This is a genomic window from Paraburkholderia dinghuensis, from assembly GCF_003837865.1.
GTDB classification, from domain to species: Bacteria; Pseudomonadota; Gammaproteobacteria; order Burkholderiales; family Burkholderiaceae; genus Paraburkholderia; species Paraburkholderia dinghuensis.
Genome location: NZ_RQIS01000001.1, coordinates 605688 through 620100 on the forward strand (window position 1 = coordinate 605688; position 14413 = coordinate 620100).

At 65.9% G+C, this 14413-nt stretch carries 7 protein-coding genes; 2 read left to right on the top strand and 5 right to left on the bottom strand.

What is annotated here, in order from left to right; genetic code table 11:
* Positions 1 to 34: 34 nt before the first annotated feature.
* The 5 genes from D1Y85_RS02780 to gloA form a co-directional block, all read right to left on the bottom strand.
* Entirely contained in the window at positions 35 to 964 is a 930-nt protein-coding gene (locus tag D1Y85_RS02780) for a UDP-3-O-acyl N-acetylglycosamine deacetylase (RefSeq protein ID WP_124149554.1), read from the bottom strand.
* On the bottom strand, positions 961 to 8577 hold the full coding sequence (locus D1Y85_RS02785) for a type I polyketide synthase (RefSeq protein ID WP_124149555.1): 7617 nt from the start codon (positions 8575 to 8577) through the stop codon (positions 961 to 963). The genes D1Y85_RS02780 and D1Y85_RS02785 overlap by 4 nt, the downstream gene beginning before the upstream one ends.
* A gap of 2 nt (positions 8578 to 8579) precedes the next feature.
* The gene (locus tag D1Y85_RS02790) at positions 8580 to 10160 is read right to left on the bottom strand and encodes an LTA synthase family protein (protein WP_185218878.1); all 1581 of its coding nucleotides are present in this window, start codon (positions 10158 to 10160) and stop codon (positions 8580 to 8582) included.
* Complete coding sequence (locus D1Y85_RS02795; protein WP_124149471.1) at positions 10114 to 10899, bottom strand: SDR family NAD(P)-dependent oxidoreductase; 786 nt, start codon at positions 10897 to 10899, stop codon at positions 10114 to 10116. The genes D1Y85_RS02790 and D1Y85_RS02795 overlap by 47 nt, the downstream gene beginning before the upstream one ends.
* 914 nt (positions 10900 to 11813) lie before the next feature.
* Positions 11814 to 12197, bottom strand: a complete 384-nt coding sequence (gene gloA, locus D1Y85_RS02800; protein ID WP_124149472.1) for a lactoylglutathione lyase — start codon at positions 12195 to 12197, stop codon at positions 11814 to 11816.
* Between the two features lie 167 nt (positions 12198 to 12364).
* On the opposite strand from gloA, the gene panE reads away from it, so the two are divergent.
* Both panE and D1Y85_RS02810 read left to right on the top strand, forming a co-directional pair.
* Complete coding sequence (panE, locus tag D1Y85_RS02805) at positions 12365 to 13318, top strand: 2-dehydropantoate 2-reductase (protein WP_124149473.1); 954 nt, start codon at positions 12365 to 12367, stop codon at positions 13316 to 13318.
* Positions 13319 to 13386: 68 nt separating this feature from the next.
* Positions 13387 to 14325, top strand: coding sequence for a DMT family transporter (locus D1Y85_RS02810; protein WP_124149474.1), 939 nt, complete (start codon positions 13387 to 13389; stop codon positions 14323 to 14325).
* Positions 14326 to 14413 lie beyond the last annotated feature (88 nt).

A 14413-nucleotide genomic window follows, 5' to 3' on the forward strand; every position in this document is an offset into this window, starting at 1 on the left:
ATTTATTCCGAACTGCATATCTGCCAGGCCCGCATCAAGCGCGCGCCTCGACCCATTCGCACGCACCGGGCGTGGCGAGCAGCGCCGAGAGCAGCCTGTAATTCATTTCATGGGTCGGACGTCGCGCCGTTACGTGTCCGAGCAGCGGTGCGCCCGCGAGCGCGAGGTCACCGACGAGATCCAGCACGCGATGCCGTACGAATTCGTCCGGCTGACGCAAACCACCGATCACGCGCTTGCCAACGACCGATGCGGTGCACGACGGACTCGCGCCACGCAGGATCGGCATCCCGCGCAGATAGCCGACCACGATCGCCGGCACCGCCCATTTGATCTGACCGTACGAGCGCGCCGACGCAATCTCGTCGGCGAACGTGCGCGGCGTAAGCTGTCCACTCCATTCCATTTCGCCGAAGCCCTTCAGGTCGTTGTTACGCACGGTCAGTGCGTAGTCCTCAGCGGGCTCGACGCGCATCTCGCGACGCGCAGCGCCCTTGCCGTCAGCGACGCTGACCGGTTTCAGCACGCGCAGAAAGCGCTTCGGCCCCGGCAGCGCGGTGCGGCCGCAGGCGGTGATCGCATCGATCCAGGGCTGAGCGCTGCCGTCGAGGATCGGCACTTCCTCTGTGTCGAGTTCCACGATCGCATGATCGATCTCGCACGCGAGCAACGACGCGAGCAGATGCTCGACCGTGCGCACGCCGACACCGTCGGCCGCGCGCAGCATCGTGCACAGCGGCTGCGCGTGGCGCAGCGATGGATCGGCGGACACCACGCCGAGCGTGTGTCCGTCGCGAACACGCCGGAAGGTGATGCCGCGCTGCCCATCCCGCTCGGACTGCGACGGCCCGGCAGGCAGGATCCGCACGTTCACGCGCCGCCCGGTGTGCAGGCCGCGTCCCGACAACACGAGGGGCCGGCTGAGCGTCCCTTCGCTTGCCTGCCAGCCCGGGGGCAACGTCACTGCACCAATGCCGGCTTCTGCAAGCATCGCCCGTCCTCCTGATGTTGTCCTTCGCTTTCCTTATTACTTTCGAGAACGGCACGCGCGTCGTCTTCATCGAGCGCGTGCCGTGCGGCGAATGCCGCAACCTGTTCGTCCGCCGCACCGGCAGCGCCGGGTTCGCCTGCTTGCGGCCCGTCGAGCAGATCGACGATCCGCACGGCGAGCGCGTTCACGGTCGCGCCTTCTGCGATCGCCATGATCGACAGCCTCACGCCGAACGATTCCTGGACGGCCATGCCGAGTTCCATGCCCATCAGCGAGTCCATGCCGAGATCGAGCACGGAACGATCGAGATCGATGCGTTCCGGCGACATGTGCAGGATGCGGGCGATCTGGCCGCGCAGCGTCGTCTCGACCAGCGCGACGGCTTCCGCCCTCGGCAGCGAACGCATTTGTTCGAGCCGCAGATGGTCGTCCTCCGACGTCTCCGACGCACCGCCCTTCAGCGCCGCGTAGCGGCGAGCCTGCGCGGCAGGCATGCCGCGCGCGATCGCTGACCAGTCGAGACGCACCACGGCTTCGCCGGGCGCTCCGCTCACGAGCACGCGCTCGAGCGCGGCCATTGCCTCGCCGGACGTGATCGACGCACCGCCAATGCGGCCCTGCAGTGCTTCACGCGTCGCGCTGTTGCGCGCGAGAAAGCCGACGTCCTCGATGGGGCCCCACGCCATGAACGCGGCGGGCAGTCCGGTTGTGCGGCGATGCGCGACAAGCGCCTCGAGAAAACTGTTCGCCGCGACATATGCACCCTGTCCCGGATTGCCGAGATACGTGGTGGCGGACGAATACAACACGAAGAAGTCGAGCGCACAGCGCTGCGTCGCGCGATGCAGGTTCCATGCGCCCGCGACCTTCGGTTCGAACACGGCTTGCATGCGCGCGTCGTCGAAGTTGCGCAACAGTCCGTCGTCGATGTGCATCGCCGAGTGCAGCACACCCTTCAGTGGCGTGCCGCGGCTTTCGATCTCGCTGACAAGACGGTTGAGCGCGTCCGGGTCGGCGACGTCGCACGACGCGACCGATACGCTCACGCCTTGTTCGGCAGCCCAGCGTCCGGTTTCCTGCGTCCTCGCGCCGTCGAGCAAGCCGCTGCGGCTCGCGAGCGTCACATGACGCGCGCCGCGCGAGATCATCCAGCGCGCGCTCTCGTAACCGAGGCCGCCCGTGCCGCCGATGACCAGATACGCTGCCTGCGGGTCCAGCCGCAGCGCCGGCTGTTCGGCGCCGCGGGCCGGCGCTGGCGTGCCCGACGCATACGTGACGAGCACCTTGCCGATCTGGCGCGCCTGCTGCATGTAGCGAAACGCTTCTTCGACGCGCGCGGCCGGGAACGCGCGGTACGGCAACGGATGCAGTACGTCGCGCGCGAACAGGTCCATCACCTCTCCGAACAGACGCGCCGTGAGTCCGGGCAGCGTCCCCATCAACTGATCCGCATCGATGCCGAAATAGCTGATGTTGTTGCGGAACGGACGCAAGCCGATCTGGCTGTTCTCGTAGAAATCGCGCTTGCCCAGTTCGAGGAAACGGCCGAACGGACGCAGCGTGTCGATGCCGCGCACCATCGCTTCGCCCGCGAGCGAATTGAGCACGACGTCCACGCCCTCGCCGTTCGTGTACGCCAGAATCTCGTCGGCAAACCCGAGGCTGCGCGAATCGAACACGCGATCGGCCCCGAGCAGACGCACGAATTCGCGCTTTTCGTCGGTGCCGGCCGTCGCGAGCACTTCCGCGCCGAGGTGGAGCGCGAGCTTGATCGCCGCGATACCGACACCGCCCGCACCGCCGTGTACGAGCACACGCTCGCCGCGCCGCAGCCGTGCAAGCTCGCTCAGCGCGTAGTACGCGGTGAAGAAGGTCGTCGGGATCGTCGCGGCTTCCTCGAACGACATGTCGTCCGGCTTGCGCGCGATCGCCGTCGCGCGTGTGATCACGCGCGTCGCGAACGATGCGGGTGCAAAACCGAGCACGGCATCACCCACCGCCCAGTTTGCGACGTCCGCGCCCACGCGGACGACTCGCCCCGACAACTCCATGCCGATCGTCGCGCCCGCAAAACCGGTCTCGACCGCTTCGTCCGACAGCAGTCCCATCGCGTACATCACGTCGCGGAAATTCAGTCCGGTCGCGACCGGCGCGATCTCAACCTCGTCCGCAGCCAGTTCGCGCTGCTGCAACGCGAACCATTCGAGATTGCGCAGCGAGCCGGGCATGTCGAACGCCAGCACCGCGGGCGACGTGACAAGCGCCGCATCGCTGCGCTGCGCGGCCTGCTGCGCCGACAGCATGCGGGGCACGTAGCGGCCCTGTGGCGCAAGCAGAACTTCTTCCTCGCCGTCGTCGTTGAGCAGCGCGCGCACGAGTTGCAGCGCTTCATGCTCACCTGCAACCGTCACGTCGATCAGGCGCAGCGAAAGCGCCGGATACTCGTTCGCGATCACGCGGCCGAGGCCCCACAGCGTCGCCTGTTCGGGATGCGCCGACGCGTCGCCGGCAAACGGTGCGCCGCCGCGCGTCACGACGCACAGCCGGACCTGCGCGGCCACGCCGGCTGCGTCGATCTCGCGTACGAGCGCGGCAAGCGCCAGCGCCAGCGCGCCGTGCTGCTGCGCGCGCATCAGATCGGCGCCGGTGGCGTCATCGCGTTGCGCAAGCGGCAAGTGCGATGCGACGAACACGACGTGTGCCGGCGCCACGTTGTGCGAAAACCATGCGGCAGCGTCGCGTGTGCACGTCGATTCGACATCGCAGCCGGCGCGCGCAAGCTCGGCTTCCAGCGCGGCGCCGAATGCATCGTCGCCGTGCTGCACGATCAGCCAGGGTTGGTCGCCGGCAGCGGTGAGGTCCGCGTGCCGCACTGCCGCCGACCTGCGTGCGACGACGAGCGTCGGCATTCCTTCCAGATCGAGTTGCTGCTCCGTGTGGCGCACCACTTCCTGAAGCCCCGCACGCTCGCACAGCGACACGATCGCGGCCGGCGTGAGCGCGCCGTGCGCCGGGGCCGCGATTTCGCGGCCCGCCACGCCGAACACGATGTCGGTAAGACGGCTGCGCCGCGCATCGGCCAGAACGAAGATGCCGCCCGGCGCGAGCCGGTCGACCATCGCCCGGAGCACTACGAGCGCGTCCGCGTGTTCGCCTGGCATCCGGTTCACGACGATCACGTCGAACGGCGCGGCGTCGCCGCAGCGCGAGAACAGCGGTTCGTTCTCCGCGAGCAGCAGCGTCTGCACGTGGGCGAGCGTTTCGGCGTCCACCGCAGCCAGTTGCTGATGCGTGCCGGCAAGCACGTACTCGCACTGGGCCGCTGGCAGATCGCGGCCAAGGTCGAGCGGCTGAAGCACTTCGCCGCTCGCCGCGCCGATCTCCAGCACGCGCAGGCGGCGCGTGCGCGGCCATGCGGCCAACGCCTGAGTCACGCATGCGACGAGCATCGCGCGGGCATGGGCCCACGTCGGCGACGTATCGAAGAACTGCTCGATGAGGCTGCGTCCCGTTGACGAATAAGGCGCGATAGCGTCCGGCGACCCATCGCGCAATACGCGCGGCAATGCCGCACCCGCGTGCGCGAGCAGCGTCAGCTCGGCGACGTGAGCCGGCGACGACGCGAGAACTTCGCGCCATAGCGCGTCCGCCGTGGGCGCCGCCGCGCAGGCCGCGTCATCGCGGACGAGACGCTCGCCGTCGAACTGCGCGAATCCGTCTTCGACGGCGATCTGCGCGAGGCGCGTCAACAGGTGCGGATTCGCGTGTGCCGGAAGCTTCGGCTGTGCGAACACGTCGAGCGCATCGAGCGCATCGAGCGCGTACCGGCCCGCCAGCACGTCGAGCAACGGCAGCGTTTCGGTGAGATGCCGCCTGCGCTGTGCGCCGTCTTCGCATGACGACAATTGCCCGCACGCGCGCTCGACGATCGCAGCGGGCGAAGGCAGCGCGGCAGCGGTGAAGTCGCCCGGCAGCGGCCGCGCTTCGAGCGCGTACGCAAAACGCGCGGGAGCGCCATGACGGCGGCCGGCCAGGTCAACGCGCCGGAACCGGCACGCAGCGAGTCGAGCGACGACCGCGCCGGCCGCGTCGAGGAACTCGAACGACGCGACCACTGAATGCGGGCTGCGACGCTGCACACGCACGAGCACGCGGCGCACCGAATCGCCGCGCAGAAAATCGACACGTCCTATCTGCACGGGCACATACGCGGCGCCCGCGCCGCGATGCGCGGCGTCGTCCTGCGCGAGGATGGCGAAGAGCGGATGGAAGCCGCTGTCCATCAGCGCGGGATGCAGCAGATAGCCGGCTTGCGCGTCGCCGAGGGTCGACGGCGTGTCGAGCTCGGCGAGCGCGGCGTCGCCTGACACCCGCACCGACCGCACCCAGCGGAACGCGGGGCCGTAGCTCAGCCCGATCGCGGCCGCACCTTCGTACAACGCGTCGCCGTCAATCGCGGCGCATTTGTGCAAACACGCGGCCACCGACGCATCAGGCTCGCTGCCCGGAGCAAGCCGGTTGCCGCTCGCGAGCAGGCGACCCGTTACGTTGAGATTCCATGGACCCTCGCTCATCCGGTCGCGCGTCTCGATCGCAAACGTCGCGGTGCGCGTTTCGATCGTGAAGCGGAACAGCTTCGCGTGCTGCGGCTGGAACACGACCGGCATCCGGATCTCGATGTTCTCGAGCGCCGCGTCGGGCGTCCCGAAGAAGATGCGCGCGGCGGCGAGCGCCATTTCCACGTAGCCCGCACCGGGATACGCGATGCCGCCGTCCACGACGTGGTCGGCGAGCATCGGCACGCGTTGCGGATCGAGCTGGTTCTCCCACGCGAACGCAGGCTCGTGCAGCCGATAGCCGAGCAGCGGATGCTCGGCGCGACGACTCGCGAGACCGTAACCCTCGACGGTCGGCTCGACCCAGTACCGCTGGCGCTGCCACGGATAAGTCGGCAACGCGACGTGCGGCGCATCCGGCACGAAGCGATCGATGTCGACGCGCGCGCCCTGCGCGACAGCCGACAAAACGCCGTGCGCAAGCTTCTCCGCACTTTCCTGACGACGCCTCAGCAGGGGCACGACGGCGCAGGGCAATTTCAGCGCGGCAAACACCTGCTTCACGTAGTGATGCAGGATCGCATGCGGCGACACCTCGACGAGCACGCGCACGCGCTCCCCGGCGAGCTGCGCGATCGCATCGCCGAAGCGCACCGGCTCGCGGATGTTGCGCCACCAGTAGTCGGCATCGAGCGCGGTGCCGGATAGCGTGTCGCCCGTGACCGTCGACACGAACCGTGTGTGTCCTTCCACCGGTGCGAGACCGGCCAGTTCTTCGCGCACGATCGGCGCGATCACGTCCATGCGATTGCTGTGGAACGCGTAATCGAGATCGAGTAGCTGGAAAAAGTGACCGCCGGCCGCGAGCGCGGCGCCGAGCGCCTTCAGCTCGTCGAGCGACCCCGCAAGGGTCACGGCATCCGGGCTGTTGCTGCCGGCGACTTCGACCGTCGACGTCATGGAGAGCCGCTCGATCCACTCGCGCGCTGCGGCCTCGGAAACGCCCGCCGCCGCCATCCTGCCGGTGCCGCGCGTCAAGCCCTGTGCGGCGCTGCGAACGCGTATCACGCGCAGCGCGTCGGCGAGCGTGAGCGAGCCAGCCGCCCACGCCGCTGCGATCTCGCCGACGCTATGGCCAACGACCGCGTCAAACTGCACGCCGCGCGCGGTGAGTACGCGCGTGATGCCGACCTGCATTGCGAACAACAGCGGTTGCGCAATCTCGGTCGCGGCAAGCTGGTCGGCGCCAACGCCTTCGGCGAGCATCGCGGCGAGCGATTCGCTGCCGTCCACGCACCACAGCGCGTCGAGCTCATCCAGCGCGGCACGGAACACCGGGTCCTGCGCGTAAAGCTCCTTGCCCATGCCGGCCCACTGGCTACCGTTGCCCGCGTAGACGAAGGCGACGCGCGATCCGGTTTCCACCGCCCGCCCCAGCGCGATACCGGCGGACTGCGAGCCGTCGGCCTTCGCCAGCGTGTTCAGCGCAACCAATCCTTCGTCGAGACTGCACGGCGCGATGACAGCACGGTGTTCGAGCCATTGCCGCCGACGCGCCGCAGTCGCGGCAATGCCCGTCCATCCGGCTCCGGCCCGCAAACGCGCGAGATAACGTCCGGCCAATGCCCCCAGCGCTTCCGGCGAACGTGCGCTCAGCACGAGCGGCGGCAACGGCGCGTCCCCGGCCACAGGCGACGGCGAACGCAGCGCGTCGCCGTGCCCATCCGCTGGCGTGGCAACCGCCTCCCTCAGCACGACGTGCGCATTCGTGCCGCCAAAGCCGAACGAGTTGACGCCCACCGTCAACGGCGCCTGTTCACGCCGTTCGAGCTGCGTGAACCGGTCGACGAAACGCAGGCGTCCCCCCTCGAAATCGATACGCGGATTCGGCGTATTGAAATGCAGCGAGCGCGGCACCGCGCGATGTCTCAAGCACAGCACGGCCTTCAGCAAACCGGCCATGCCCGCGGCGGTCTCCAGATGGCCGACGTTAGTCTTGACCGACCCGATCAACAGCGGATCGGTGGCCGGCCGGCCGCTGGACAATGCTTCGATCAGCGCGCGCGCCTCGATCGGATCGCCAACCGCAGTTCCGGTTCCATGAGCCTCCACATACGCCACGGAGCGCGGATCGACACCCGCGCGGCGATAGACCGAACGCAACAGGTCGGCCTGCATCGCGGAAGTCGGCACGCTGATGCCGCCCGGCGAATGACCATCGGAATTCACACCGCTGCCGGCGATGACCGCGTATATCGGGTCGCCGTCGGCCAGCGCGCGGTCGAGCCGCTTGAGCAGCACGAAGCCGCCGCCCTCGGCGCGGACGTATCCGTCGCCAGCCGCGTCGAACGCGCGGCAACGTCCGGTCGGCGACAGCATCGACGCCTTCGAAAAACCGATGAAACTGAACGGGTGCAGCAGCAGGTTCACACCGCCTGCGAGCGCCAGCCCGGTCTCGCCGGACTGCAACGCCTGGACCGCCTGATGAACCGCGACGAGCGACGACGAGCACGCGGTATCGATCGACATGCTGGGACCGCGCAGATCGAACAGATACGACACGCGATTCGACGCGATGCTCAGTGCGTTGCCGGTGGCCGAATACGGATCGATCACAGCCAGATCGTCCATGTTGCGGTTGCCGTAATCCATGCCGCCGACGCCGACGAACACACCGCAATCACGGCCACGCATCGCGTCCGGCGCCACGCCGGCGTCTTCGAACGCCTCCCATGCAAGCTCGAGCAGAAGCCGCTGCTGCGGATCCATCTGCGCCGCCTCGCGCGGTGACACGCCGAAGAATTCAGCATCGAAGCCGGCGACGTCGTCGAGGACACCCGCCGCGAACGTGTAGCTCTTCCCCGGCTCCGACTTCGTCGGATGCTGGTAGAACGCCGTACCGAACCGGGACGGCGGGATAGCGGTCACTGCATCGCGCTCGCCGCACAGCAGTTGCCAGAATTCCTCGGGCCCTTCAACCCCGCCAGGAAACCGGCACGACATCCCGATTATTGCGATCTTGCTTTCCATCATCATGCTGGCATCAACTGCGTCTCGTCCCGCCAACCCGCCGTGGCGTGCGCTTCGTGCGTCATTGCTCGCTGCAGGGCCGAACCGAGGCTTTCCACGCGAACGTCTTTTTGTTTGCCCTCGTCGACGCCGAAGTTGCGCCAGATAACGTAGTCGCTATCGGCCGGCTCCGTGCCGAGGGAATCGAACACTGAACTCAACGCGGGAACGTGGTCGCCGTAGAAACACAGCACGGCCGGCCGTTTCCGCTTTTCCAGAAAGTCGGTCAGCTTTCCGAGCATCCGGTCCGCGTTTTCGACGTGTCGAAGATATGCGGTCAGATCGCGGTAGCGGGCGTCGTCGCCGAGGGTGTGCCTCGAATCCGACTCGCCCGGTGCGACCGGTTCGAGATGCAGCGGACCGTGGTTTTCCATCGTGATCGCAAACGCAAACAGCGGTTTGTCGTCGCGCTCCTGCAACAGCGCGACGATCGCATCCGCCACCGCATCGTCTCCGACATAAGGCCCAACGCGCGGCGCCGCCGCAAAATCCCGGATGTCGAGGAAGCGATCGAATTGCATCAGACGGAACGCCCTGTGCCGCCCGAAAAAATCCGCGTAATAGGGATGGACGGCCACGGCACGGTATCCGCCCCGCTTGAACCATCCCGCCAGCGACGCACACGCGCGGCGCACATACCAATACGGATAAAACCGCGCGTAACCGAGTGCCGCCGACGGCACGCCCGTCAGCATTCCGAACTCCGTGCGCATGGTGTTCGCACCCCAGCCGGGGACCGTCAGCCGACCCTGCTGGAAAGCCGTTTTCCTGACGCGGTCGAAATGCGCGTAGGGACCCGACCGCACGCATTCGCCGAGCCGGCGCGCGTCGAAATAGGACTCGCTCTGAATGACGATCACGTCCGGATGCGCTTCGGGAGCGCCGCTCGAGAAAGGACCCGTGTCGACGGCGCGGGCAAAAACGTGCCGCTTCGCGCGGCTGAGCCCATTGATCAGGTACGCGGCAAACGTCGCGAGAAAACCCAGCCGGCGTTGGTCCGCCGTTGGGCCGAGCGTGAGGAACAAGCGCTGCGACAACGCACGGCAAAGCAGAAAACCCGCGATCGCGGCCACCGCGCCAGCGCCGCGGTGCGGCGTGTCCGCGGGCGTCTCGAGCAGGAACCCCGTCACGATGACCGCGGCGCCCGCCAGCGCAGTCAGACCCTTGACGACCCCAAGAAACGGCAAGTAAAGGCGCGGGTGCGAAAAAGCCTGGCTGAACAGACTCAAATCGGTAAAAACGAGCGGTTCTCTCAACGACTGATATTTTGCATTACTGATGACGGCGAACACCGCGACCAGCACCGCTACGACGAACATCGAAAAGATGGGCCGCCCGGTGATTGCGAGGCTCGCGCCCGCCACGACGGCGAGCACGGCAATGTGCAGCGCGACCGCCGCCAATGGCCGGCGAAGCGGCGCGCGCGGAACGGCGACGGCGTCAATGCCGAACGAGAAGGCAACTGCTGCGGCCACGATGGCAAGCTCGTACAGCACTTCACGCTTTCCGTGCGGGGAGGTAGAACAGGCGAGCGAGAATGGCATCCGCGAATGCCGTCGGCAGCACGCGTAGCAACTTGATGCCGAACGCGAGGCTGAACGGAAACGCGATTTCCGCGCAGCGGCGTGCGATGCGCTTCCTGATGTGAAGCGCCGCCCGTTCTGCTGACCACATGAATGGCTTCTTGCCCGGGTATGCGTCGCTCATCGCGGTGCTCACGAAACCGGGCATCACGATGGACACGCCGATGTGATCTTTGGCCAACACCGGGCGTACGGCATCGCAGTAGGCGACGAGAGCCGCCTTGCTCGCGCAGTAGGCCGGTGATACAGCCATACCCCGCAGCCCGGCAAGCGAACTGACTACCGCAATGTGACCGCGACGGCGCGTGCGCATCCGCTCGATCGCAGGCTGCAGCGTATGTAACACGCCGTACAGGTTGACGTCGACGACCTCGGTTGTCCGCTCCGCGCTTTCCCACTCGTCGCAGGACGAGAGCGTGTTCGCCACACCGGCGTTCGCGATCAGCAGATCGATTGGGTGCTGCTGGTCAAATCCGGCAATCCAGTTCTGGACGGCAGACTGATCGCGCACATCCATGCAGCCGGTTACAACCGCGGCACCGCGGGAGCGACAGGACGCTGCGACAGACTCGAGCCGTTCGCGATTCCGGCCGGTCAGCCCGAGAACGGTACCAGGCGCCGAGTAGCACAATGCCAACGCGCGCCCAAGCCCTGCACTAGCACCCGTAATCACTACCGTATACGGCTGAGCTGCGCCCACCCTCCCTCCCCTGATTTAAAACGATATCCAGCAGTGACTTCCGCCACCCTCAGGATTGCCCCCAGCCATTTCCTGCCCGTCAGGCTCAGCCAGGCTTAATTACAGGTGTATTTTTAAGTTGCAGATCGTAAAAATAGATTCATCTGAAAGCCATGTTTTTGATTATCATCAGTATTGCTAATTGATATCAATCAAGAAATTCGGATCTATAGCGCGACCCCCAAGACATAGTCGCGCCCATGAAATTCCGCCGCCACGACGTCCCGCTCGCCCTCAATATCGATCAAAACCACTGCGGTGCCATAACCCTCGGCGATGCGGACCAGATTGCACACCGAACCCGCCGCGCATGCACGCATTCGGACTCGATGCAGAAGGACACGTGCGAAATTGCGATATCGACGCCAGACGACAGCAATGCCTCAATGCGGCCCAACGCAACGCAGCACCCAAACGCCCAACCGTTCCGGGTGGCTAATTCGGGCACCGCCCCGCACACCACGCCAGCGATCGCGCGACCCATCCGGCGACCGACGTTAATTCTTCTTATTGTCGTGTAGTCCGCCCGCTCCTTATATAGGATGCGTCCTAATTTAGATCACCACTCTTTAGACGTCGATATGGAGATACGGAAATCTGACAGATATGACGTTAGTCGCAATTCAGCTAATCCCGTAATGCCGTCAATTTGTTTTGCAATTCTAAATTTATGAGAAAGCAAATTTTGAGACAGATGACGGTTGCCTTAATTGGAAAAGGAGGGGTGCTTCTGAACCATGCGATCGACGCATTGTCGCTTAAAAGAAGCGTCGCCAAGACGTTCCGAATATAGAGTAGGCGAGTTCGACTGACAGATCACCATACGCGAGACGGTACGGGCGCCGGTATGGTCCGGCGCCGCGCGAGAGACTTCCTTACTTTTTCTGAATGAATTCGATCTTGTACCCATCCGGATCGGTCACGAACGCGATCACGGTGGTGCCGTGCTTCATCGGCCCGGCCTCGCGCACGACGGTGCCACCCTGCGCCTTGATCTTCTCGCAGGCGGCGTAGACGTCGGCCACTTCCACCGCCAGGTGGCCGAAACCCGTCCCCAGGTCGTAGGACGGCGTATCCCAGTTGTGGGTCAGTTCGATCACGGTGCCATCACGCTCGTCGGTGTAGCCGACGAACGCCAGCGTGAATTTGCCCTCGGGGAAGTCTTCGCGGCGCAGCAGTTTCATGCCGAGCAGTTCGGTGTAGAACTTGATCGAGCGATCGAGGTCGCCGACCCGGATCATCGTGTGAAGCAGGCGCATCGTAAGCTCCGTTTTGCGGTCATCAAAAACCGGACTGTATCAAAATCTTGCCCGCCCTGCCGGCGTCGGCAAACTCCGTCGATTTGCTCTAGCATGAACGCCATCCCGAAATCGCCGTTGGCGGCACGTCGACATACGGCCGATCAAGATCGATACAAGGAGCAGACATGCGGATTCTCGTTGTGGGCGCAGGCGCGACGGGCGGTTATTTCGGCGGACGCCTTGCGGCCGCCGGGCGCGACGTGACATTTCTCGTGCGGCCGGCACGCGCCGCGCAATTGCGTGAAGACGGGCTCGTTATTCGCAGTCGCTTCGGCGACCTCACGCTGCGCGATGTCAGAACCGTCACACAGGACGCACTGCAGGCGACTGGCGCGCAGCCATTCGACGTCGTGCTGCTCAGCTGCAAGTCCTACGATCTCGACAGTGCGATCGAGTCGTTCGCCGCGGGCGTCGGCGCCTCGACGGTGATCCTGCCACTCCTGAACGGTATGCGCCATCTCGACGTGCTGCAAGCGCGGTTCGGCACGCAGGCCGTGTTGGGCGGCGTATGCCTGATCGCTTCGACGCTCAATGTGCAGCGGGAAATCGTGCATCTGAACGACATCCACGCGATTGGATTCGGCGAACTGGGCGGCGGAGTCTCGAGGCGCGCGCAAGCCATAGCCGACACGCTCTCCAACGCGGGTTTCGATGTGACGGCCAGCGACCGCATCCTGCAGGAAATGTGGGAAAAGTGGGTGTTCCTCGCGTCGCTCGCGGGTTCGACGTGTCTCTTTCGCGCGCCCATCGGCACGATTCTCGCCACGCCCGATGGTGAAGCGATCGTCGAACGCCTGTTCGCCGAGTGTCGTGCGATCGCAGCCGGGAATGGCCACGCGGTGCGCGACACGTTCCTCGAACGCTCGCGCGCGATGCTCTTTGCGCCCGGTTCGGCGCTCACGGCATCGATGCTGCGCGACGTGGAGAACGGCTCGCGAATCGAAGCGGATCACGTGCTCGGCGACCTTATCCGGCGCGACAGCGCACCACCGGCGGGCGACGCGGTGCCGGTGCTGCGCATCGTCTATAGCCAGCTGAAGGCCTACGAAGGACTGCGCGCTGCGCCCTCAGCGCCGTAGGGAGATCGTCAATTGTTGCAGGCGGAGTTTGATATCGTATTGCTCCTCCTACAGACATCCAACGTCCGATGAGCACGATCGCCCTACACGCGCGCCGCGCCCCAGACAGCCAGGCTGTCATCCTGATGATCGTGCTCTGCGCGATCTGGGGACTTCAGCAAGTCGCCATCAAGAGCGCCAACGTGGCGCTGCCGCCGGTCTTTCAGGCGGGACTGCGCTCGGCGATCGCCGCGGTGCTCGTGTGGGGCTGGGCGCGCGCCCGCGGCACGCCGCTCTTTCGCGACGACGGTACGCTGGCCGCGGGCATTCTCGCGGGCGTGCTGTTCGCCGGCGAGTTCGTCTGCATCTTCCTCGGCCTCTCGATGACGAGCGCCTCGCGGATGGCCGTGTTTCTCTACACCGCGCCCTGCTTCACCGCGCTCGGACTGCACTGGTTCACGCCCGGCGAGCGCATGCGGCGCACGCAGTGGATCGGCGTGATGGTGGCGTTCACGGGGATGGCGCTCGCGTTCGCCGATGGTTTCGCGCGCAACGGTACCGCCGATACGCACGCAATGCTCACCGGCCTTGCGGGCGACGCGCTCGGCGTGCTTGGTGGCGCGTTGTGGGCCGCTACGACGGTGGTCGTGCGCACGAGCACGCTCGCGCGCGTGAGTGCCAGCAAGACGCTCTTCTATCAGTTGTCGGTGTCGGGCGTCGTGCTGCTCGCGCTCGCGGCCGGCATCGGCCAGATCGAGGTCCGCACGGTCACACCGCTTGCGCTCATGGCGCTCGGCTATCAGGCCGTGGTGGTGGCGTTCGCAAGCTATCTCGCGTGGTTCTGGCTGCTGACGCGCTATATGGCGTCGCGGCTTTCCGTGTTCTCGTTCCTCACGCCGCTCTTCGGCGTGACGTTTGGCGTGATGCTGCTCGGCGAATCGTTCAGCAACCGCTTTCTCGCGGCCGCGCTGCTCGTGCTGAGCGGGATCGTGCTCGTCAACGCGCCGGCGAAGTCGAAACAAAACTGAAACGCCGCGGGCGGGCGAGCCCGGCGCAAGCGTGTAAGGTCGAGCCAACGTCGCATGGCTTTCCAGGCTTTCCAGGCTTTCCAGGCTT

What these genes read in the sequence shown, in the direction of transcription:
- D1Y85_RS02785 (WP_124149555.1), bottom strand. Translation starts at nt 8,577, where the DNA reads ATGGAAAGCAAGATCGCAATAATCGGGATGTCGTGCCGGTTTCCTGGC.
- D1Y85_RS02790 (WP_185218878.1), bottom strand. Translation starts at nt 10,160, where the DNA reads ATGCCATTCTCGCTCGCCTGTTCTACCTCCCCGCACGGAAAGCGTGAA.
- gloA (WP_124149472.1), bottom strand. Translation starts at nt 12,197, where the DNA reads ATGCGCCTGCTTCACACGATGATCCGGGTCGGCGACCTCGATCGCTCG.
- panE (WP_124149473.1), top strand. Translation starts at nt 12,365, where the DNA reads ATGCGGATTCTCGTTGTGGGCGCAGGCGCGACGGGCGGTTATTTCGGC.
- D1Y85_RS02810 (WP_124149474.1), top strand. Translation starts at nt 13,387, where the DNA reads ATGAGCACGATCGCCCTACACGCGCGCCGCGCCCCAGACAGCCAGGCT.